Origin of the sequence: Actinomyces slackii, from assembly GCF_900637295.1 — a bacterium.
GTDB classification, from domain to species: Bacteria; Actinomycetota; Actinomycetes; order Actinomycetales; family Actinomycetaceae; genus Actinomyces; species Actinomyces slackii.
This window is the reverse complement of sequence record NZ_LR134363.1, coordinates 2,272,147-2,294,039: the sequence shown is the minus strand read 5'-3', so window position 1 is coordinate 2,294,039 and position 21,893 is coordinate 2,272,147. Positions and strand designations below refer to the sequence as shown.

General features: G+C 70.5%; 20 protein-coding genes. 9 read left to right on the top strand and 11 right to left on the bottom strand.

Going from position 1 to position 21,893, the window contains the following annotated elements; all coding sequences use genetic code 11:
- Nucleotides 1-26 precede the first annotated feature (26 nt).
- Nucleotides 27-263 carry a hypothetical protein gene (locus EL266_RS09415; protein WP_026427412.1) on the bottom strand — a complete coding sequence of 79 codons (237 nt, stop codon included), beginning with the start codon at nt 261-263 and terminating at the stop codon, nt 27-29.
- On the bottom strand, nt 260-1,543 hold the full coding sequence (locus EL266_RS09410) for an inorganic phosphate transporter (protein WP_084500948.1): 1,284 nt from the start codon (nt 1,541-1,543) through the stop codon (nt 260-262). The genes EL266_RS09415 and EL266_RS09410 overlap by 4 nt, the downstream gene beginning before the upstream one ends.
- A 344-nt stretch (nt 1,544-1,887) precedes the next feature.
- On the opposite strand from EL266_RS09410, the gene EL266_RS09405 reads away from it, so the two are divergent.
- On the top strand, nt 1,888-3,450 hold the full coding sequence (locus EL266_RS09405; RefSeq protein WP_026427411.1) for an Hsp70 family protein: 1,563 nt from the start codon (nt 1,888-1,890) through the stop codon (nt 3,448-3,450).
- A 102-nt stretch (nt 3,451-3,552) separates the two neighbouring features.
- On the opposite strand, the gene EL266_RS09400 is transcribed toward EL266_RS09405, so the two are convergent.
- The 6 genes from EL266_RS09400 to gndA all read right to left on the bottom strand — a co-directional run bounded on the left by EL266_RS09400 (nt 3,553) and on the right by gndA (nt 8,852).
- On the bottom strand, nt 3,553-4,509 hold the full coding sequence (locus EL266_RS09400) for an aldo/keto reductase (RefSeq protein ID WP_026427410.1): 957 nt from the start codon (nt 4,507-4,509) through the stop codon (nt 3,553-3,555).
- A 119-nt stretch (nt 4,510-4,628) separates the two neighbouring features.
- Nucleotides 4,629-5,147, bottom strand: a complete 519-nt coding sequence (locus tag EL266_RS09395; RefSeq protein WP_034515227.1) for a MerR family transcriptional regulator — start codon at nt 5,145-5,147, stop codon at nt 4,629-4,631.
- Nucleotides 5,148-5,456: 309 nt separating this feature from the next.
- Nucleotides 5,457-5,912 (bottom strand): hypothetical protein, encoded by a 456-nt coding sequence (locus EL266_RS09390; protein ID WP_051281318.1) that lies wholly within the window; start codon nt 5,910-5,912, stop codon nt 5,457-5,459.
- 65 nt (nt 5,913-5,977) lie between these two features.
- The gene (gene ftsR / locus EL266_RS09385; RefSeq protein ID WP_026427408.1) at nt 5,978-6,628 is read right to left on the bottom strand and encodes a transcriptional regulator FtsR; all 651 of its coding nucleotides are present in this window, start codon (nt 6,626-6,628) and stop codon (nt 5,978-5,980) included.
- Between the two features lie 101 nt (nt 6,629-6,729).
- On the bottom strand, nt 6,730-7,182 hold the full coding sequence (locus EL266_RS09380; protein WP_026427407.1) for an FHA domain-containing protein: 453 nt from the start codon (nt 7,180-7,182) through the stop codon (nt 6,730-6,732).
- Between the two features lie 191 nt (nt 7,183-7,373).
- Entirely contained in the window at nt 7,374-8,852 is a 1,479-nt protein-coding gene (gene gndA, locus EL266_RS09375) for an NADP-dependent phosphogluconate dehydrogenase (protein WP_026427406.1), read from the bottom strand.
- A 202-nt stretch (nt 8,853-9,054) separates the two neighbouring features.
- On the opposite strand from gndA, the gene zwf reads away from it, so the two are divergent.
- The 6 genes from zwf to EL266_RS09345 all read left to right on the top strand — a co-directional run bounded on the left by zwf (nt 9,055) and on the right by EL266_RS09345 (nt 14,954).
- Complete coding sequence (zwf, locus tag EL266_RS09370; RefSeq protein ID WP_026427405.1) at nt 9,055-10,641, top strand: glucose-6-phosphate dehydrogenase; 1,587 nt, start codon at nt 9,055-9,057, stop codon at nt 10,639-10,641.
- Nucleotides 10,638-11,594, top strand: a complete 957-nt coding sequence (locus EL266_RS09365) for a glucose-6-phosphate dehydrogenase assembly protein OpcA (RefSeq protein ID WP_026427404.1) — start codon at nt 10,638-10,640, stop codon at nt 11,592-11,594. The genes zwf and EL266_RS09365 overlap by 4 nt, the downstream gene beginning before the upstream one ends.
- Nucleotides 11,591-12,421, top strand: a complete 831-nt coding sequence (gene pgl, locus EL266_RS09360; RefSeq protein WP_084500944.1) for a 6-phosphogluconolactonase — start codon at nt 11,591-11,593, stop codon at nt 12,419-12,421. The genes EL266_RS09365 and pgl overlap by 4 nt, the downstream gene beginning before the upstream one ends.
- Before the next feature lie 116 nt (nt 12,422-12,537).
- Nucleotides 12,538-13,461, top strand: coding sequence for an aldo/keto reductase (locus EL266_RS09355; protein ID WP_026427402.1), 924 nt, complete (start codon nt 12,538-12,540; stop codon nt 13,459-13,461).
- Between the two features lie 34 nt (nt 13,462-13,495).
- Nucleotides 13,496-14,503 carry an HNH endonuclease family protein gene (locus EL266_RS09350; protein WP_026427401.1) on the top strand — a complete coding sequence of 336 codons (1,008 nt, stop codon included), beginning with the start codon at nt 13,496-13,498 and terminating at the stop codon, nt 14,501-14,503.
- Between the two features lie 10 nt (nt 14,504-14,513).
- Nucleotides 14,514-14,954 (top strand): RNA-binding S4 domain-containing protein, encoded by a 441-nt coding sequence (locus tag EL266_RS09345; RefSeq protein WP_034515164.1) that lies wholly within the window; start codon nt 14,514-14,516, stop codon nt 14,952-14,954.
- Between the two features lie 32 nt (nt 14,955-14,986).
- On the opposite strand, the gene EL266_RS09340 is transcribed toward EL266_RS09345, so the two are convergent.
- The 3 genes from EL266_RS09340 to EL266_RS09330 form a co-directional block, all read right to left on the bottom strand.
- Nucleotides 14,987-15,847 carry an HAD hydrolase family protein gene (locus EL266_RS09340; protein ID WP_026427399.1) on the bottom strand — a complete coding sequence of 287 codons (861 nt, stop codon included), beginning with the start codon at nt 15,845-15,847 and terminating at the stop codon, nt 14,987-14,989.
- A gap of 182 nt (nt 15,848-16,029) precedes the next feature.
- Nucleotides 16,030-17,019, bottom strand: coding sequence for a CAP domain-containing protein (locus tag EL266_RS09335; protein ID WP_026427398.1), 990 nt, complete (start codon nt 17,017-17,019; stop codon nt 16,030-16,032).
- Between the two features lie 326 nt (nt 17,020-17,345).
- Nucleotides 17,346-18,710, bottom strand: coding sequence for a glutamate--cysteine ligase (locus EL266_RS09330; RefSeq protein WP_026427397.1), 1,365 nt, complete (start codon nt 18,708-18,710; stop codon nt 17,346-17,348).
- A gap of 330 nt (nt 18,711-19,040) precedes the next feature.
- On the opposite strand from EL266_RS09330, the gene EL266_RS09325 reads away from it, so the two are divergent.
- Nucleotides 19,041-21,281, top strand: a complete 2,241-nt coding sequence (locus EL266_RS09325) for a hypothetical protein (RefSeq protein ID WP_026427396.1) — start codon at nt 19,041-19,043, stop codon at nt 21,279-21,281.
- A gap of 343 nt (nt 21,282-21,624) precedes the next feature.
- Nucleotides 21,625-21,876, top strand: a complete 252-nt coding sequence (locus EL266_RS09320; protein WP_026427395.1) for a hypothetical protein — start codon at nt 21,625-21,627, stop codon at nt 21,874-21,876.
- The last annotated feature ends 17 nt before the right edge of the window (nt 21,877-21,893 follow it).

Genomic DNA, 21,893 nt, shown 5'->3' with positions numbered 1-21,893 from the left:
TGCGAGCGGACTGATGCGCTCGCGTCTCAGTGGAAGTAGGGGATGATGAGCCACAGCCCGTACAGGACGATGAGTCCGGCCAGGAAGAGGAGGACCCCGGCTGAGAGCTCTGCGGCATGGAGGCCCTTGACCTCATGGTTGCTCCGCTTGATATGCACCTCATCGAGCATGCGCGCCGCCCACGAGCAGATGACCATGATGAATGCGGTGCCCAGGACGGTCACTGCCGTCACCAGTGCCAGCGAGGCCCAGTCGATGCTCATGCCACGCTCTCCCTGCTCTGCTGAGTGCTGATCGCCTCGGAGGCCTCCGAGGCGAGGTCGTCGGCCAGGACGGTGCGCGAGTGATCCTCCTGGCCCGTGAGCTCGCTGCGGATCTGCTCCACGCTGCGGGGCGCGCGCGTCAACTCCGGGTGCTGGCGCTTGACCACCACGACCTCCTCGGAGTCGTTGACGTTGGAGAAGTCGACCCGGTTGTGGCTGGCCTGGCGAATGATCGCCAGTGAGCCGCAGATCAGCAGGCCGATGACCAGCACGGTGCCCGCCACGCCGCCGCGCACCGCGATGTAGGAGGTCAGGCCCCCCACGACGCCGGCACAGGGCAGGGTGATGAGCCAGGCGATGCCCATCTTGCCCGCGGTCCCCCATGAGACCTTGGTTCCGCGCCCGATGCCCGAGCCCAGGATGGAACCGGTGCAGATATGGGTGGTGGACAGGGCGAATCCCAGGTGGGAGGAGGCCAGGATGGCCACTGTCGATGCGGTCTCGGCGGCGAAGCCCTGGGGGGAGTCGATGTGGACCAGCCCCTTGCCCATGGTGCGCATGATGCGCCAGCCGCCCGAGTAGGTTCCCAACCCGATGGCCAGTCCGGCCGCGCCGATGACCCACCACTGCGGGTTGGTGCCCGGTGCCTGGTATCCGCCGGCCACGAGGGCCAGGGTGATGACTCCCATGGTCTTCTGGCCGTCAGAGGTCCCGTGGGCCAGGGCCACCATGGAGGCCGACAGCCTCTGCCCGTTGCGGAAGACCGCCTGGGAGTAGCGGTCCGAGGGGCGGGCCAGCCGGTAGGCCAGGACCGTGGCCAGCGCGGCGGCCAGGCCCGCGACGACGGGGGCGACGAGAGCGGGAAGGATGATCTTGGAGACCACGGTGCCCCAGTGGACGCCATTGACGCCCGCGGCCACCATGACCGCTCCGATGAGGCCGCCGAAGAGCGCATGCGACGACGATGAGGGCAGCCCGAACAGCCATGTGGCCAGGTTCCACAGGATCGCGCCGGCCAGCCCGGCGAAGATCATCGCCGGAGCCTCCTGTATGAGCATGTCATCGAACATCCCGTGGGAGATGGTCTTGGCGACCTCGGTGGACAGGCAGGCGCCGATCACGTTGAGAACCGCGGCCACCAGAACAGCGCGCCGAGGACTGAAGGCGCCCGTGGCGACCGAGGTGGCCATGGCGTTGGCGGAGTCGTGGAAGCCGTTGGTGAAGTCGAAGATGAGAGCCGTCACCACGACGACGATCACGATGAAGAGAATGGTGCTCATGCCGTTCCCGTTGGGAGTCTCAATGGCCGGTCACTGAGGGCAGCGTCGGCCCGGGCCGCACGGGGCGCAGCCCACCGATATTGTTACCAGTCCGGGGCCCTGTTGGCGAATGGGCTGCACCCTCTCCTCGTGCAGGCGACGGACTCCCCATGCGCCAGTCTTGGGCTGACGCCTGGCGCAGGGCGCGATGCCCTGCGTCCGCCCAGAGTATCCCTGGGCTCGTTATCACATGAGGGCCAGAGGTCTCAGAGGCGCGCCCGGGCCTTGAAACCTGTCATGACACGGTTGCAGTTCAGCAGGTGAACCCGCCCCCGGCTCCCAGGATGCCGCGATATGGTCGGCTCATGGCAGTGGACAGTGGCACCTTCCTCAGTGGCAAGAGCAGTATCGATACCGATGTCGACCTCGGCATCGACCTGGGGACCACCCGCACCGTCGTGGCCCGGGCCGATCGCGGCAACTACCCGATCCTGGGCTTCGCCGACGAGGAGGGCGATGACCACGACTTCATCCCGTCCTTGACCGCTCTGGAGGACGGCGAGATGGTGCACGGCTTCGCCGCTCGCGCGGCGGCTCGTCGGGGCGCTCCCCTGCTGCGCAGCCTCAAGCGGCTCCTGGCCTCCCCCACGGTGACGGCGGACACCCCGGTGGAGCTGGGCGGGCAGCGCTTCACCGTCCTGGACATCCTCACCGGATTCCTGGGCCACCTGCGCTCGCGCCTGGAGGCCGCCGACATCGATGTCACGCGCTCGCGCGTGGTGGTGGCCGTGCCCGCTCACGCCTACGGCGCCCAGCGCCTGCTGACCCTGGAGGCCTTCCGCGCAGCCGGGTTCCACGTGGCGGCGATGCTCAATGAGCCCAGTGCCGCCGGATTCGAGTACACCCATCGCAAGGCCTCGACCGTCTCCTCCAAGCGCACCCGCGTGCTGGTCTACGACCTGGGAGGGGGTACTTTCGACACCTCGCTGGTGGACGTGGTGGGCACCTCCCATGAGGTGCTGGCCTCCCACGGCCTGGGGGATCTGGGGGGCGACGACGTCGACCTGGTGGCGGCCCAGATGGTGCTGGAGCGCGCCGGCATCGCCGAGGAGGACCTGGCCGCCGCTGAGCTCGACGAGTTGCTGGAGCAGTGCCGCGATGCCAAGGAGGGCCTGAACCCCCAGAGCCGGCGCGTGGTGGTCGTCCTCAGGGGTCAGGACGTCATCATCCCGGTCTCCGAGCTCTACGAGGCCTGCATGCCGCTGATGGAGCGCTCCCTGTCAACGATGGCGCCCCTGGTCGGTCACCTGGAGGACGGCACCCCGGATCTGACCGAGATCGCCGGGGTCTACCTGGTGGGAGGGGCCTCGGGCCTGCCGCTGGTCCCCCGGCTGCTGCGCGAGCGCTTCGGCCGGCGCGTTCACCGCTCCCCCTACCCCGGCGCCTCGACGGCGATCGGACTGGCCATCGCCGCCGATCGCACCAGTGACTACGATCTGACCGACCGCCTGTCGCGGGGCTTCGGCGTCTTCAGGGAGGCCGACGGCGGGCATCGCCTGGTCTTCGACGCGATCCTCAGCCCCGACTCCATCCAGGCCTCCCCCGGCGGCAGGGAGGGCACGATCATCACCCGCGAGTACCAGGCCGCGCACAACGTCGGCTGGTTCCGCTACGTGGAGTGCGCGGATGTTGATGAGGCCGGTGAGCCCAGCGGCGAGCTGGCCCCCTACCAGGACATCGTCTTCCCCCTGGAGGCCGGGCTGCGCGAGGTCGAGGACCTGCGCGACGTGCCGGTGGAGCGCCGCGACCACGGCGCGCGCATCCAGGAGCACTACCGCATCGATGAGGCGGGGCTGGTGCGTGTCACCATCACCGATCTCAGCGATGGCTACTGCCGCCAGTACGTCCTGGGGCGTCGCACCCACTGACCGGAGCCGAGCGCCACGACTCACTGTGGTCACCCAGAATCGGGTGGGGCCCTGACCTGTGAGACAGGTCGGGGCCCCACCCGCTCCTGAGCCGTGCAGCGATCAGGCCGGCTGGGGCCGCGCGGCGTCGGAGGCGCGAGTCAGCATCTCGGTCTCCTCCTCGGCCAGCTCCAGGCTCATGGCCTGGAGGAGGGGGCCGAGCTGGTCCAGGTTGCGAGCCGATGCCAGCGGGGCGACCACCCCGGGGCGGTCGCGCAGCCAGGCCAGGGCGACCGCCGCGGGCTCCACGCCGTGCGCGGCGGCGATCTCCACCAGCGCATCGACGACGGCGTAGCACTCCTCGCGGTCATAGTCGGCCACCATGCCGGCTCTGTCGCCCTGGGCCTGCTGCCCGCGGCGGTACTTGCCGGTCAGGAAGCCCGCTGCCAGTGAGAAGTAGGGCATCAGACCCAGGCCGTGCGCGGCGGCGACCTCTCCCCTATTGCCCGGCCCCTCGACATCGCCCCGGTGCAGGAGGTTGTAGTGGGGCTGAAGGACCACTGGAGGGGCGAATCCATTGACCTGGGCGATGGAGACCCACTCGTTGATGCGCTCGGGGCTGTAGTTGGACAGGGCGACATGCCGCACCAGCCCCTGGCGACGGGCGTCCTCGAAGGCCGTGATCGTCTCCTCCAGCGGGGTGTTGGCGTCGTCGAAGTGGGCGTAGTAGATGTCGACGTAGTCGGTGCGCAGGCGCGTCAGGGACTCCTTGAGAGCCGTGTCGATATTCGATGCGGCCAGCCCCGAGCGGTCCGGCTTGGTCGAGACCTTGGTGGCCAGGACGACGTCGTCGCGCCGCTTCCGCTTGTGGAGCCAGGAGCCGATCACGGTCTCCGACTCCCCTCCGCTGTTGCCGGCGGCCCAGAAGGAGTAGCCGTCAGCGGTATCGATGACGTTGCCGCCCTGCGCCAGGAAGGCATCCAGCAGATCGTGGGAGGTGGACTCATCGGCGGTCCAGCCGAAGACGTTGCCTCCGAATCCGATGGGACTGACCTCGAGGTCGGCGATCCGTCGTGTCATGGTTCCTCCTGGCTGTTGCTGACGAGGCCGCGTGCGTGCACCAGCATAGAGGCGGGGCCGATGCGGCACCACGGGTGCGCTCGGCCCCGGACATGATCGCGGGCACTGCCCCTGAGGGCTCAGCCCGCCTGCTGGCGCTTGGCCTCCCGCCTCTTGGCGAGCTCGTCCTCGACCACGGGCTGGGAGGCGTGATCCACGGGCAGCTCCGCCAAGGAGCCCTCAACCTCGTGCCACACCCGGCCCACGGCAATGCCGAAGACCCCCTGGCCGCCCGCGACCAGGTCGATGACCTCGTCCGGTGAGGTGCACTCGTAGACCGAGGCGCCATCGCTCATCAGGGTGATGGAGGCCAGGTCATCGACGCCCCGGGAGTGGAGCGCGGTGACTGCGGCGCGGATCTGCTGCAGGGAGACGCCGGTGTCCAGGAGGCGCTTGACGATCTTGAGCACGAGGATGTCGCGGAAGGAGTAGAGCCGCTGCGAGCCCGAGCCCTTGGCACCACGGATCGACGGCTCCACCAGGCCGGTGCGAGCCCAGTAGTCGAGCTGGCGATAGGTGATGCCGGCGGCGCGGCAGGCCACCGGGCCCCGATAGCCCGAATGAGCATCGAGTTGCGGGAGCGGATCGCCGAACAGCATGCCCTGGACGCGCTGGGGCGCCGCCTGGGCGCTGGCCTCTTTCACGCTCACGTTGCCTGCTCCTGTCGGGGTTGTCGGGATGCGCGGGTCCGCGCTGCGCTGCCGCTGGAAGCGGCCACGGCCCCACGATAGAACCCCGCACCGCGTTGCTCAATGAAGGGCGCGCCATCACCAGGGGCTCAGGAGGGTTTCAATCTCGACCGCAGGTTGAGGGTGATGCGAGCCAAGCCGGTTTTGCCGCGGAATGACGGCGATCCACTGCTCCGCCAGCGTCGCGCATCTATGTTGCATGTCACATCCTTAGTCACATCAGTCACATTCGTCCCGCGTGTCGCAGTCGAGGTCTCTGTGCGTGTCTGGAGTCGGATCGGTGAAGTCCCAGGCCCTCAGGCGCAGCGCCTCGGCACTGGCCAGCAGTGGAACGCTCTGCGTGCAGCCGAGCACCATCCCGTCCCCGGCGCCGCAGGGCACGGTCACAGGCTCGCTCCCGTTGGCGGCATCGAGGACGAGACGGGCGGTGATGCGGGCGTCGGCATCGGCGTCGAGCTCCAGACGGATGAGGCGGCCCCCCAGGGTGTGGACCAGATCCTCGACGACGCCGGCCCAGGAGGGGGCGCGACCCACCTGGCATCCTTGCAGCGCCAGCCCCTGGCGGGCCGTGACCGGCACCGCCAGCACAGCGGGGCCGCCGTCCTCAACCAGGACGGCCACCAGGCCCCGCTCAGGCTCTGTGGACCGGATATCCACCAGTCGCATGGCGCGCATCTGCCCACCATAGAGGTCGCGGCAGCGCCTGTCTTGCCGACGGGCGTCAGACAACACCGGATTCGTCAGTCCAGCGCGCTGACGGCGCGGTGCAGCAGGGCCGTGTGCAGCTCGCCCACGAGCTCGGCCAGTGCGCGCGCCGACTCCTCGGCGCTGCCATGCGAGCGCACGCGCAGGTGGGAGACCGCCTGATCAATGGCGTCGGCCTCCCTCTCGGCCGAGGTCCGCACCGCGCGAAGATTGCGCAGCGGCAGGCCGCGACGGGTGACCTCCAGCGCCAGGCGCACGGTGCGCAGGCACTGGGAGGAGTAGCGACCATGCGCGTCGGGGCTGATGAGGCCGACGGCGACCATCTCCTCGATCTGCGACTCCGTGGCTCCGCTGTGCGCCGTCAGGGAGGTCAGATCCATCGCCCCGGTCTCGACCAGGCGGCCATCGCGGGCTACCACCCGCGCCACCGGCTGCGGGGCCGGAGCCTGCTCATCGGCGTCGAGCTCGGCAAGGCGCTGCCTGATGACGCTCAGGGGCAGGTAGTCGTCCCGCTGCGCCGACAGCGCGTAGCGCAGTCGCTCCAAGTCCGCCTGGGAGTAGCGGCGATAGCCGTTGCCCACCCGATGCGGGGAGATGAGCCCCTCCCCCTCCAGGTAGCGGACCTTGGAGATGGACAGTGCCGGGAACTCACCCTTGAGCGCATCGACGACCTGCCCGATCTTCATCTTGGGCTCGCGCGAGATTCCGCGCGGCCATGGGGCCGGCTGGGCAGCGGCGACCCCGGTCGCTGGGGCGCCGCTGCGATTGGCCCGGGCAGCGGCCGCGCTCACTGGGCCGCTGCCGCCCGCTGGGGGCCGGGGTGATAGGTCATCCGGTACTTGCCGATCTGGACCTCATCGCCGGGGCTGAGCGCCACCTGCTCCACCCGGGTGCGGTTGACGTAGGTGCCGTTGAGGGAGCCCGAGTCCCGCACCCCGTAGCCGCCATCGGGCAGCGCGGAGAAGACGGCGTGCTTGCGCGAGACGGTGACGTCGTCCAGGAAGATATCGGCCCTCGGGTGGCGTCCCACTGTGGTCTCGGCGGCATCCAGTAAGAAGCGCGCACCGGTGGTGGGCCCATGGTGGACGAGCAGAAGCGCGGTACCCGCGGGAAGCGCGGCGATGGCCGCGGCGTCCTGCTGGCTCAGGCCCATGATGGGCATCGAGCCGGAGGTGTTGTGGTCAATGACCCCGAACGTCTGCGTGGAGGAGGGATCCTGTTCGATCGGCATGCTCGACATTCCTGCCCCTCAGGTCTTTGCGGCGCCTGGTGCGCTGCCTCAAGGACCACCATACCGCCCAACGCAAGCGCGTCTAACCGAGAATCACCGTGTCACCGTGGATGCGGGCCCGCTTCCGCGCGCCTCCATGCCTCAACGGAATCAACCGCAGGGAACTCCCAGGGTTTTCCCCGTACTCATTGTCCCTTTTCTCAGTTCCACTTCTCCTCGGCGCGCTCCGGGGTGGACCACAGCGTGTGGTAGACGCCAGTCGGATCATCCACTCGGTGATAGGTGTGGGAGCCGAAGAAGTCGCGCTGCCCCTGAATGAGGGCGGCCGGCAGGCGCTCGGCGCGCAGCTGGTCCACATAGGCCAAAGAGGCGGCGAAGGCCGGGGCCGGAACACCGGTCAGGGCGGAGGTGGCCACCACCTGGCGCCATGCCGGCAGGGCGCCGGCCAGCGCGGCGGAGAACACCGGCGCGGTCAGCAGGCTGGCCAGCTCCGGCTCCTGGGCGTAGGCCCGCGTGATGTCCTCCAGGAAGCGGGCGCGGATGATACAGCCGGCGCGCCAGATCGTGGCCATGGCGCCCAGGTCGATGTTCCAGCCGTACTGGGCCGAGGCCGTGGCGATCTCATCGAAGCCCTGGGCGTAGGCGGCGATCTTGGAGCCGTAGAGGGCCTGCCTGACGGCCTCGATGAAGGCCTCGCGCTCGACTCCGGCCAGCGGCGCGTCCTGGGAGGCGCCCAACTCGATGCTCGCGCCGCGCACGGCGGCCCGGGCGTCGGCGGAGGACGAGGCGGCGCGCGCGAAGGTGGCCTCGGCGATGGCCGGCACGGCCACGCCCAGCTCGAGGGCGGTCTGGGTGGTCCACACGCCGGTGCCCTTCTGCCCGGCAGCGTCCACGATGACATCGACGAAGGGCTGGCCGGTGGCCGGGTCGGTGCGGGAGAGCACCTCGGTGGTGACGTCGATGAGGTAGGAGTCCAGCTCGGAGTCCTTCCAGGAGCGGAAGACCTCGGCGATCTCGGCGACGCTCAGCCCGCCCACGTGCCGCAGCAGGTCGTAGGCCTCGGCGATGAGCTGCATATCGGCGTACTCGATGCCGTTGTGCACCATCTTGACGAAGTGGCCCGCGCCATCGGGCCCCACATGAGTGCAGCAGGGCGCGCCGTCGTCGGCCCGGGCGGAGATGCTCTCCAGCATGGGCCCCAGGCGCTGGTAGGACTCCTCGGTCCCCCCGGGCATGATGGAGGGGCCCAGCAGTGCGCCCTCCTCTCCCCCGGACACGCCCATGCCCACGAAGTGGATGCCGCGATCGCGCAGCGCCTCCTCGCGACGGCGGGTGTCGGTGTAGAGCGTGTTGCCGGCGTCCACGATGATGTCGCCGGGCTCCATCAGCTCGGCGAGCTGGCCGATGGCCTCCTCGGTGCCGGCGCCGGCCTGGACCATGATGATGGCGACCCGGGGGCTGCGCAGGGAGGCCACGAAGTCCGCCAGGTCGGCGGCGGGCACGAACTCGCCCTCGGCGGCGTGGTTGTCCATGAGTCGCTCGGTGCGCGCCGTCGTGCGGTTGTACACGGCGACGGCGTGACCGTGGCGGGCGAGGTTGCGGGCGAGATTGGCCCCCATCACCCCCAGTCCGTAAACACCAAGGTCGGCCGAGGACGGTGCGGGGGTGAAGCCGGTCATGAGGGGCCCTTCCAAGTGCGGACTGTGTGCGCCGGGCGAAGGCGCTCCGATAGTGCAGACACTACCCCGCCCACGGCATGGGACGAAGGTCGTTGGATTTGGCCTGTCTCTCATGCTGTCTTGCCGGCGAGCGGGCGGTGGAGCCCTAGGATGGGGACCAAGCGCCCCGGCGCGGGGCGCTTCCCGTCTCAGGAAGGCTCGCGTGCCCACCACAGACTCAGCGCCTGCCGGCCAGCAGGCCAACGCTCACCCGCAGGGAGTCAATCCGCTTCTCGATCCCCGGGATCTGAGACTGCCCCGTATCGCCGACCCCTGCGTGCTGGTCATGTTCGGCATCACCGGCGACCTGGCCCGTCATAAACTGCTCCCGGCCATCTACGACCTGGCCAGCCGAGGCCTGCTCTCCCCCAGCTTCTCCCTGGTGGGCGTGGGCCGGCGGGACTGGAGCGATGAGGAGCTGCGCGATTACGTCGAGCAGGCCGCCCGCTCGGGAGCCCGCACCCCGTGGCGCCCGGCCATCTGGGACCAGTTGGCCGCGGGCATGCGCTTCGTGGAGTTCTCCTCCTTCGAGGACGACGACGCCTACGCGGCACTGAGCCGGGTCGTCGCCGAGTTGGACGCCACTCGCGGCACCGCCGGCAACCGAGCCTTCTACCTGTCCATCCCGCCGGGGTGGTTCCCGGCGGTCACCGAGCGCATCGCCCGCTCCGGACTGGTCGACGAGGCGGCCGGGTCCTGGCGCCGGGTGGTCATTGAGAAGCCCTTCGGGCACGACCGCGCCTCGGCTCGCGAGCTCGATGATCTCGTGGGGCGCATCGTGCGACCCGACGACGTCTTCCGGGTGGACCACTACCTGGGCAAGGAGACGGTTCAGAACATCCTGGCACTGCGCTTCGCCAACACCATGCTCGAGCCGCTGTGGAACCAGCGCTATGTCGACCACGTCCAGATCACCATGGCCGAGGACATTGGCATCGGCACACGGGCCGGCTACTACGACACCATCGGCTCGGCGCGCGACGTCATCCAGAATCACCTCCTCCAGCTCCTGGCCCTCACGGCCATGGAGGAGCCCACCTCCATGGATGCCGCGGCGGTGCGCGCCGAGAAGGAGAAGGTCCTGGCCTCGGTGGTCCTGGAGCGCGACGGCGTGCTCGACCTGGACCTGACCACGGCCCGCGGCCGCTACGACTCCGGCTTCCAGGGCGGACTGCCGGTTCGCGGCTACCTGGAGGAGGAGGGCGTGGGCGCCGACTCGCGCACCGAGACCTATGCGGCGATTCGACTGGAGATCGCCAACCGCCGCTGGGCCGGGGTGCCCTTCTACCTGCGCGCCGGCAAGCGCCTGTCCCGGCGGGTCACCGAGGTTGCGGTGGTCTTCAAGCGCCCGCCCTTCCTCCCCTTCGAGGCGGCTGCCACCGCAGGGGTTGGCGCCAACACCGTCGTGCTGCGCATCCAGCCCGATGAGGGAATCACCATGCGCCTGGCCTCCAAGGTCCCGGGAACCCAGATGGAGCTGCGCGATGTCTCCATGGACTTCGGCTACGGGGCCTCGTTCAACGAGGAGTCCCCAGAGGCCTATGAGCGCCTCATCCTGGACGCGCTGCTGGGCGATGCGCCGCTCTTCCCCCACCAGCGCGAGGTGGACCTGTCCTGGCGGATCCTGGACCCTGTCATCGAGCACTGGGCGGCCTCCGGCGCCCCGCAGGGCTACCGGCCCGGCTCGTGGGGGCCGGCCTCCGCCCGTGAACTGCTCGCCCGTGACGGCCGCATCTGGAGGCGCTCATGATCACGACCCTGACCGCGACCACGACCGCCCGGATCGTCTCCGAGCTGCTGGAGCACTCCGGGGCCGCCGGCGCCTCGCGCGTGCTGACCCTGGTCATCCCCACCGATCCCGGGGGCCTGGAGGAGGCGCTGTGCGCGGCCCACGGCGCCAGCCTCGACCACCCCTGCCGGGTGATCGCCGTGGTCTCCCCGCCCGAGGATCAGGCCGCCGTGGGGCCGCGCAGCCGTGACGGCCATGTCTCGGCCGATACCCCCGGCCACCTGGACGCCGAGATCCGTGTGGGCCACGACGCCGGTGCCGGGGAGACCCTCGTGCTGCGGCCCTGGGGAGAGGCCGCCAAGCACACGGACACCCTGGTGGTGCCCTTCCTCCTGCCCGATGTCCCCGTGGTGGTGTGGTGGCCCGACGCCGCTCCACCGGTGCCCTCCGAGGATCCCCTGGGGCGCCTGGGCACCACCCGCATCACCAACACCCCGGCGCGGCCCGAGCCGGCCCACGACCTGTCCGCCCTGGCCCCGATCAGCGTGCCCGGGGACATCGACCTGGCCTGGACCCGCATCACGCTGTGGAGGGCCATGGTGGTCGCCACGTTGGACAGCGCCTTGCGCTCCGGGGAGATCGAGGGGATCGTCGTGGCCGGTGAGCGCCTCAACTCCTCGGTGTCCCTCATGGTCACCTGGCTCAGGCTCCGCCTCAACGTGCCGGTCGAGCGCGAGGACCAGGACGGCTTCCAGGGGATCGCCTCCATCACGGCCCGCACCGCCCAGGGCGATATCACCATCGCCCGCCATGACCATGAGCGCGTGACCATCACCCGCCCCGGCTCCCCGCCCAGGGTGGTGACCATGGCCCGCCGCGAGCCGATCACCACCCTCAATGAGGAGCTGCGCCGCCTGACCCCCGATCTCGTCTATCACGAGGTCCTGGCCGCCTTCGATCAGGAGACACGATGACCACCTCACCCGCAGACGCTCCCTCCACGCCCCCCGCCCGTGCGGGTCTGCCCTCGCCCGAGGAGGCCCGCGCCCGCATCGAGCGGGCGGCCGCCGCCCTGGAGGCTCCCTCACTGGAGGTCCTGGCGAGCCTGGACAAGGCCGCCCGCGCGGCGGCGGCGCAGACCGCGCGACTCCTGGATGAGGCGGTGGCCGAGCGCGGACTGGCCCACCTGGCCCTGACGGGTGGCTCGGGGGGCGAGGCCCTGGCCGAGCACCTGGGCCGCGAGCTGGGCGCGCTGGAGGAGCCGGTGCGGCAGGCCATTCACCTGTGGTTCGGTGACGAGCGCTTCGTGGAGGCCGGGGACGCCCAGCGCAACGACCTGCTGGTGGCGCCGCTGGTATCAGCCGGCATTCCCGAGGGGCAGGTCCATCGCCTGGCCGACCCCGAGGCGGTCGCCGACCTGGATGAGGCCACCGCCCTGATGTCCCAGGACCTGCGGGCCAACGGCCTGGGGGCCGGGGCCTTCGACGTGATCCACCTGGGTCTGGGGCCTGACGCCCATGTCTGCTCCCTGTTCCCCGACCACCCTGCGGCCCTGGCCCTGGGCGCCCCGGCGGTGGCGGTGCGCGAGTCGCCCAAGCCCCCGCCCCAGCGCGTGTCACTGACCTTCGAGGTCATTCACCGAGCCCGCTGCGTCATGGTGATCGCCGGCGGTGCGGGCAAGGCCGAGGCGGTGGCCTCCGCGCTGGGATCGCCCGACGCCCTGGTGCCCGCCTCCTGCGCCCGGGGCGCGAGCACCGTGTGGTACCTGGACAAGGCCGCCGCCAAGAACGTGCCCAACTGAGCACCCCATGGCGGCTGGTCGGGGGCTGGGCGAGGCGACGCGCGCCCCGGTGGACGCCGCACCGACCGAACTGCTCGCGCCGCTCGGGCCGGGACCGGCCGGGCTAGCCTTGGGCCATGAGAAGCATCGCTCTGGGCGGCTCCGACCTGTCGGTTCCCAGCCTCATCCTCGGCCTCATGCGCATCCAGGATCTCAGCGACGCGGAGATCCGCGCCCTGGTGTCCGCCGCCCAGGAGGAGGGCATCACCATGGTCGACCACGCCGACATCTACGGCGTGGACCATGCCTGTGAGGAGCGCTTCGGCTCGGCCATGGGCCTGTCCGCCTCCCAGCGCGAGGAGCTGATCATCCAGACCAAGTGCGGGATCCGATTCGGCTGGTTCGACTTCTCCGCCGAGCACATCATGAGGACGGTTGAGGCCTCACTGCGCGCCCTGCGCACCGAGTACATCGATGTCCTCCTCCTGCACCGGCCCGACGCGCTCATGGAGCCCGAGGAGGTCGCCGGCGCCTTCGACCGCCTGGAGGCGCAGGGCAAGGTGCGCCGCTTCGGCGTGTCCAACCACACCCGCGGCCAGCTCGAGCTGCTGCGCTCCGCCGTCAGGCAACCCCTGCTGGCCAACCAGCTCCAGCTCTCCCCGACTCACGCCCCGATGATCGCCGAGGGCCTCGCCCTCAACATGGCCCACGATCAGTCGATCATGCGCACCGACGGCATCCTGGACTACTGCCGGCTGACCCATACGACGATCCAGGCCTGGTCCCCCTTCCAGTCCGGTGACGGCTCCGGCCCCTACCTGGGCAACCGTGAGGCCTACGGCGAGCTCAACGACGTCGTCGACCGCCTGGCCGCCGAGCACGGCGTGGCTCCCGAGGGCATCGCCACCGCGTGGATCCTGCGCCACCCGGCCAGGATGCAGGTGGTGCTGGGCACGAGGCGCCCTGAGCGGGTGCGCGCCTGCGCGGCCGGGGCGGACATCGAGCTCTCCCGCGAGCACTGGTACGAGATCTTCCGCGCCGCCGGGTATATCGTTCCCTGAGTCCCGCCCGCCACAACAGATCCAGCCTCCGGTGATCACCCTGCCCCAGCGCCTGTCCCCTCTTGCCGCCCTCCTGCTGGCCGCCTGCCTCCCACTGGCCGCAGCACCGGCGCGGGCCTCCGCTGAGGATCCTGCCCAGGGGCCGACGGCGCAGGTCGCCTGGGATGATCGGGGCGACCAGGTCCTGGGGCCCGCCGAGGCGCTTGAGGCCCTGGAGGCCCTGCCCCAGGACTCCCCGGCGCCCGAGTCATGGGGGCAGGGCGGATCGCGCAAGGGCTGGTTCGGCGAGCCCTGGCTGGATGTGGACGGCGATGCCTGCGACACGCGCAACGAGATCCTCGCCCGGGATCTGGTCGATGCGGACTACTCCCGCGCCCCTGGCCTTCAGGGCCCTGAGGAGGCGGCCGGTCAGGGCGCCTCGGTGTGCCCGGATGCCACGGTGTGGACGGGTACGCTCCACGACCCCTACACCGGGCAGACCATCGCCTTCCAGCGCGGGCAGGAGACCTCTGCGGCGGTACAGATCGACCACGTGGTCCCTCTGAACTACCTCTACGCCCACGGAGCCTGGGCCTGGCCGGAGCGCACCCGACTCCTGGTGGCCAATGATCCCCTCAACCTGCTGGCGGTCGACGGCCAGGCCAACCAGTCCAAGGGCGCCTGCGGCCCGGCGACCTGCCCCATCGGATCAACGGAGACGGGCAGCTGGCAGACGGCAAGCGGCCCAGGCTGGTGGCCACCGAGCAAGGAATTCCGCTGCCACTACGCCCAGCGCTTCACCTCGGTGGCCTCGGCCTACGATCTGGGGCTGCCTGACGAGGACCGGCAGGCCCTGCGCAGCACTCTCAGCGACTGCGCCGCAGGTGGGGACGGGGCGCCGTCGGCCATCCAGGAGGCGGCGGGCACGGCTGAGGACCTTGGCCGCACCATCCTGTCCTCGCCGTGGCTGGCCGCGCTGGCCGCGCTCGGCGCCCTGGTCCTGGGCTGGGGGCTGATTGTCCGAGGGCGCAGGTCGGTGCGGCGGCGTCGGCGCTGGCCCTAGGATGGGCGCCATGTCCCGTGCATCATCTCGCGCCTCGGCATCCCAGAGCGGGGCTGCCGCAGGCGGGGAGCCGGTCTCGGCCAGGATCGACGTATGGCTGTGGAGCGTGCGCCAGATCAAGTCGCGCTCCGCGGCGACGGCCGCCTGCAAGGCAGGCCATGTGCGCATCAACGGCGAGACCGCCAAGCCCGCGCAGCATGTGACGATCGGCGATGAGGTCCGCTACCGGGTCGATGGCTTCGACCGGTTCCTCAGGGTTGAGCGGATCCTGACCAAGCGGGTGGGGGCGCCGATCGCCCGGACGGCCTACGAGGACTTCTCGCCTCCTCGCCCCTCCCCCCTCCTGGCTCCCGCTGCGGTGATCCGCGACCGTGGCGCCGGGCGGCCCACCAAGAAGGAGCGCCGCCAGCTCGACGCCCTCATGGGAGGCGGCCGGCACCGCGAGCGGTGACCGGGCGCCTGGCCCGGGCGCGGCCCGCCGGATCAGTCCATGCGCGACAGGAGCTCGGCCAGCGTGCGCAGCACGCCGTCCTCGGTGTTGGCCGGTGCGGTGTAGGCGGCCACGGCGTGGATCCCCGGGTGGGCGTTGCGCATGGCGAAGCTCAGCTCGGAGTGCTCGAAGAGGTCGAGGTCGTTGAGGTAGTCGCCGAAGACCGCGGTCTGGGCGGGGGTGATGCCCAGGCGCCTCTGCAGGGCGGCCAGGGCGCGACCCTTGGAGGCGGCCATGGGCATCAGGTCGGTCCAGTGCTTGCCTGAGACCACGGTCTGGGCGTCGGGTACGGCGGCGGCCAGGGCCTGGGAGCTGCCGTTCTCCACGTCGTCGAAGTCGAAGGTGGCCACCTTGAGCACATCGTCCAGGGGCCGCTCCATGAGGTCGTCGACGACCTCCAGCGCCTCGTAGTAGCGATCCGCCTGCTCCAGGAAGGCCGGGTCCTGGCGCTCGATGTAGGCGCAGCGCGAGCAGGCCAGCACGGCGCCGACGTCGTGGCCATCGAGCCTGAGGTCCCGCACGGTGGTCACGGCCGCCGCGGCCTGGGCGCTGGAGAGGGTGTCGATGTGGATCTCCTCCTGGCCCTGAACCACGAGAGTGCCGTTCTCGGCGATGATGGGGGCATCGTCGACCTCGGGGCCCAGGACGGCGCGCAGGTTGGCGAGCTGGCGCCCCGAGGCCGGGGCGAAGACGATACCCGCGGCGCGCAGTGCGGAGATCATGGGGGCGAATCCGGCGGGGACGCGGCCCTCGCCGTCGAGCAGGGTTCCGTCCATATCGCTGACGACCAGGCGCAGATCCACCTGTGCGGGCAGGGGCTCGGTCAGCTCTGGTTCCAGGGGTGCATGCCTCACGGGGACCATCATGGCAGAGTCGCGGCCTCCGGACTCGCTCCTGGGCGCCTCATCATTCCTCGTGCCGTCCCATCACCGGGCGCAGCCCTGGAGCGGCCGCAACGGCGGGGTGCCCGCCACCGGAACGCCGGCGGCGGGCACCCCGACCTCATGCAGTGCTTGTCTCGGCTGTCTCAGCTGTCTCAGCTGTGGCGACGACGGCGCAGCAGCAGGACCAGTCCGACGCCGACCAGGCCCGGGACCAGGAGGGCCACTGCGATGCTCGGGCCGGTCCTTGCCAGGCTCCGGCCGGGCGAGGAGGCACCGGCGGCGGCCGGTGCGGTGGTCGAGGTCGCCGCGGCCTGGGAGCCGGTGAGCTGGTCGTCGGTCCGCGGGGACGCATCCTGGGTGCTCGGGGCCTGCGATGTGGCGGGCGCCGTGGGGCTGGGCGAGGGGGTGTCCGACTCGGGCGCCCCGGTGGTCCCCGAGGCCGTGGGCTCAGGCTCGGGAGCGTCCTGGGTGGACGGGGCCGACGGCGCCTCCGAGGGGGCGTCCTGCTGCGGGGCGGGCTCGGTCGTGGTCTGCGGTGAGGGCGCGGGGCTGTCCTGGGAGCCGCCGTTGCTCGAGGAGTTCGAGGAGCCCGAGCCGCCCGACTGGGTCAGCCCTGCGGCGCTGGCGTTCTGGTAGGCGGCGAAGTTCTGCGTGGCGTACCAGGCGCCGGTCGAGTCCTGGGCGATGCCGATGCCGATGGAGTTGGCGTCGGGGCTGACCATGTTCTCGTAGTGCCCCGGCGAGTTGAGCCACTGCTTGAACAGCTCCTCGCCGATGTCCTCGTTGGAGGCGCTGCTGCGCATCGCCACGTTCTCCGACGCCGAGGTCCAGCCCTTCGGGTAGGACTCGGCGTACGTGGGGTTGTGCTCCATGGTCCTGGAGGCCGCCATCTGCTCCGACCAGTTCTGCGCCACGGTGTCGAGCTGGGTGTAGCGGGTCACGGGGGTCAGGCCCTTGCTGGTGCGCAGCTCGTTGACGCGCGTGAGGATGGTCTGGGCGTGGCGCGCTCCTTCGGCGCTGACCGCGCCGGGCAGGATCGAGCTCTGCACGCCGCTGTCCACGGGGGCCGCATGGGCCGGGACCGTCAGGCTCAGCGGCATGACAGCGAGGGCTGCCGCAGCGATGACTCGCTTGGTGATCATGAAGACTCTCTCTGCTTGGGGCACGGCAGCGCATGGTTGATCCCGAGGACGTGGCGGAGTCTGCGCTCTGGCGCAGTGGGGCATGCGCTGCCCTGGTCGTCCACCGGGTGATCACTCAACCACATCACAAGTTGAATACGCACGTGACCGCAACGTGACGTTTCTGACGTTGCTCTGTGACCATGGTGAGCGGCAGCGCTGTGGCAATATGCGCTGCCGGCCAGCGATCTGCGCAGGTCACGGCCCATTCGCCTCCCAGGGGCCGGTCAGCGGCCAGTACTGCGCTCAGGCGCTTCCCACCGTGCTCGGAGTCCACCGCGCCCGGACTACAGGGCGCTGCGCTCGTAGACCTGCTCGATCCTGCTGCGCCCCGGCTGGTCGAGGTCGTTGATGAGGCGCTCGGCCGGGGTCAGGCCGGACTCGACGATCTCCTCCAGGGGCTCCAAAAGGATGGACTCGTCCTGCCCCTGGGCGTTGCGCAGATCACGGGCGGCCAGGCCGGAGCGCGCCAGCTCGACGATGTCGCGGGCCAGATCGCCCAGGCTCCCGCGACCCATGGATGTGCGCAGGCCCAGTCGTGGGGCCTGCTCGCGCAGATCCTGGCGTTCCTGGGCGCTGAGATGCTTGACCAGGTCCCATGCGCCGGCCAGCGACGGCCGGTGGTAGAGCAGCCCGGTGATCAGTGCGGGCAGGGCCGTGATGAGGCCGGGGCTCACCGAGTCGGCGCCCCGCATCTCCAGGACCCGCTTGAGCCTGACCTCGGGGAAGAGGGTGGAGAGGTGGTTCTCCCAGTCCCCCAGCGTGGGCCGCTCGGCAATGCTCGGATGGCGCCCGTTGAGCAGATCGCGGAAGGTCCCGGAGGTGGCGTCGTGGTAGGCGTCGCCGCGCTTGAGGAAGTACATGGGCACGTCCAGGGCGTAGTCCGTGTAGCGCTCGTAGCCCATGCCCGACTCGAAGACGAAGGGCAGCATGCCGGTGCGCTGGGGGTCGGTGTCCAGCCAGATGCGGGAGCGCATGGACAGCCAGCCGTTGGGGGCGCCGTCGGTCATGGGCGAGTTGGCGAACAGTGCGGTGACCAGCGGCTGGATGGCCAACGAGAGCCTGTACTTGGCCACCATGTCCGCCTCGCCGCTGAAGTCGAGATTGGTCTGGACTGATGCGGTGCGCAGCATCATGTCCAGGCCCATGGTGCCCACGCGCGGCATATGGGCGGTCATGATGTCGTAGCGGCTCTTGGGCATCAGCGGGATCTCCTCGCGTCTCCAGACCGGGCTCATGCCCAGGCCGAGGAAGCCGATGCCCAGGGGGTGGGCGACGGCGGCGGCCAGGCGCAGGTGGTCGTCGAGCTCGTCGGCGGTGTCGTGAAGGGAGGTGTAGGGAGCGCCGGAGAGCTCGAACTGGCCGCCGGGCTCCAGGGAGATGGCGCCCCCTGATCCGTGCAGTCCGATGATGCGGCCGGCGTCCATGATCGGCTCCCAGCCCAGGTGCGCCGCCATGCCCTCCAGGAGCTGGCGGATGCCGGGCCGCGGCCCCTCGTAGGGGACCGGGCTGAGGTCGTCGCGGTAGTAGGGGATCTTCTCGTGCTCGGTGCCGATCCGGTGGTTCGAGGCGGGCTTCTCCCCCTGGGCGATCCATCCGGCGAGCTCCTCGACGGACTCGATGGGCACGGAGTTGTCGATGTCGCGGGCCATACCAGGCTCCTTCACAGCGCGGGCGCGAACGCCTGTGGTGATCTCGGCGAGCGGGGCCGGGCGCTTCGCCGGCCCCGCTCACGGGCATTGCTGGCCTGACAGGTCGCCAGCCGCAGGTGATCATCCTGTCATACGGGCGGGCCGAGGCGCCGTCGGCCTGCGCGTGTTGGGCTCAGGTGGGCCCGGCATGGCCCCGACCTGCGGCAGGACTGGGCGACTCCCCGGCTGCGCGCCCCAGAGCGCCGGGGCCTGGGGGCTTGGGGAGCCGTTCCCTTCACATTCTGAGTCAAGGTGCAGCGGCGCCGTGGATATCACCGCAAGAATGGGGGCATGGCTCCGATCTACTCCCCCACGCCGTCGGGCGGGCCCGAGTCGAAGGATGAGGCCCCCGTCGAGCCGTTGCCTGCGGCACCGGCCGCCCTTGGAAGGATCAGCAAGCCCAAGCGCACCCCTCCCCCGGTCAAGCGCCGGCGCCGCCGCATGAGCCGCGGCGCCCTGATCACGAGCATCACCGTGCCCGTGATCATCATGCTCGTCGTGGGGAGCTCGGTGATCTACACCCGGTGGGCGGATGCGCGGGACCACACGCAGGCGCCGCAGTTGGCCGCTCGTGCTGATCTGAGCAGCTTGGGAGACACGATCGTGGCCAAGCCCTTCAACGCGAAGGGACAGACCATGCTGCAGCACGGGAGCATGAGGATCTTCAGGGCCGACTATGGCCAGGGGCAGGCACTGATCGGCCTGGACCTGACCTCGTCCACCGGGTACCCGGCCTGGATCTCGCCGCTGCCCGAGGAGCTGGAGACTGAAGATCTGTCCTGCGCCATCACCGATGGGGTGCTGGACTGCGGCGAGGGAGTCAGGGTCTCGGTGTCGGGCGGCACCAACGACGCCAAGGCAAGAATCATCTCCGGGGCCACTCAGGAGGCCTCCGCCCCGCCCACCGAGGCCGCCGGGGGCCAGAGCGCTGAGGGCACGGGCTCAACCATCCGCCTGGGGCAGAGCGCCGCCACCAAGGACGCCCCCATCCTGTCCGATACCGGCACCCTGACCACCGCCGACGGCAAGTCGATCGAGGGGCTGTCCTTCGACCCGCTGGCGCCGGTGTGGGCGGTGCAGTCCGAGGCGCCCCGCCGCCTGGGGCCGGTTCGCCTGCCGGGGGGCAGCAGCATCTGGCTGGTCAGTGACGGCACGACGCTGGCGGCCATCAAGGGACGCAAGGTCATGTGGACGCGCACGCTGCCCGAGGGGTCGGCCCAGCTCAACAGCCTGGGCGGCGAGAGCACGCCCCTGTGGTCGGCCTCCGGCAGCTCCCTGCTCATCGCCCAGCCTGACGGAATCGTGTCCATCAACGCCGCTGAGGGAACCACCCAGTGGCAGGTCGCCACCCCGGTGACCTCCTGGGTCTCCGTGCCCGGGTCGGTGGTCGTGTTCAACGGGACCTCCATCTCCCTGCTGTCCTCCGAGACCGGGGCCAAGCAGTCCCCACCCGCCAAGGATGTTCCCCAGCCCCTGACCCAGGAGCAGTTGGGGAACAGGACTCTGTCCCTGCCGGCGGAGTGCCCCGTGGGGGCGCAGGACGGGGAGTCGGGCACCTGGAGCGCCGAGATGTCAGGCGGGGTGGCCGGGGATGCGCAGGCGGGCCCCTCGGCGTCCATCACCGCCGCGGCTCCCGGTGTCTCCGCCGGGCAGCCGATCACCATCGCCTCCCTGTCCTGCTCGAGTGAGCAGGGCTCGGGCGATGTGGTGGCCGCCTACGCCGCGGACGGCAGTCTCCTGGGGTCGATTCCCATGGAGTCCCTCACGGGGCTCGGCTCGCTGTCGCGAGTGAGCATCGATGAGCTGCGCGTGGTGGGGCAGACGGTGCTCTTCCGCGTGCCGGGCATCCTCATCGCCGGGGACTCCTCCTGTGAAGGATGCTCGGGCAACGGGGCCGCCACCGTGACGGCCCAGTGGAACGGCAAGGGATTCACCATCGCCGACACCCTCTACCACACACCGGCGGGAGAGTCCCGGATCCCCGATACGGCTGAGGTTCAGGCCTTCTACGATGCCGTGGCCAACCAGGACTACGCCACCGCCGGCGAGCATGCCGATGAGAAGCTGCTCAAGTCCCTGAGCACGCCGCGCGGGGAGGGCACCCAGATCGCCAGCGCCTCGGACACGATCCGCAGCGCCCAGTTCCCCCCTGGGGGCGTGGTCACCGGCTGCTTCATGGCCGGTCCCGCTGCCGATGGGGTGACGCCGGTGCCCGGCGGTGTGGTCAAGTATGCGGAGTTCGAGGGTGGGGACGTGGTGTGCCCGGTGACCTCGGAGGATCCGGGGCATCCGTGGATGAGCCCTGCGCCTGATGAGAACGGCACCGTGGTCTATCAGGTCTGGCTGGTGCTCAAGGGGCTGCCCGACGGCACTTTCGAGGTCACCGCCTTCGGCCCGCCGCTGCCCGATCCCAAGCCCACGACGCCAACGCCCTCGCCGACGCCCAAGGAAGGCGAGGGCAGTGAGGGCGGCGAGCAGGGAGACCAGGCAGACTCGGCGCAGAGCCCTGAGCCGACTCCCCAGGAGGGATAGGGGGCATCCCCAGCCGGGCAGGCTCCTGCCTGAGGCACCGGGAGAACCGCTGTTCAATCCGCCCCGCGGAGGGGGATCGGCGACATAATTCCACTATGACTCCCGTCACCCCAGATTCGCATCCCGCTCCCACGTCACCCGATGATCACGACACAGGGCCCGTCGCATCGCCGGCCCCCGCGACCCCTGCTCCGGAGGCTCCGGCGGGCGCGGCTGCGCCGAGTCCCGCCTCCCTCGCCGGGGCCTCCCCCGGTAGGAGTCGACGTCGGCGCGAGCCGTTGGCGGGTGTGGCGGTCATGGCCGCCGTGGCCATGGTCCTCAGCGGAGGCTGGGCCCTCACGAGATGGGCGGCTCGCTGGAGTACCTTGACCCGCCGAGGATCGCCGCCAGTGCTGACACCTCCGGCCTGGGCCAGGAGATCCAGCCACTGCCCCTGAGCAGTGCGGGCGAGGTGGTGCTCACGGTGGACGATCTCATGTTCCTGCGGATCGGCTACCGCTCGGGCCAGGCGCTGGTGGCGGTGGGGCCCAGGCGGACTCCAGCACACCTCGGTGGATCGTGCCGATCCCCGGGGATCTGGACGGCAGTGACCTGAGGTGCCGAGTCAGCTCC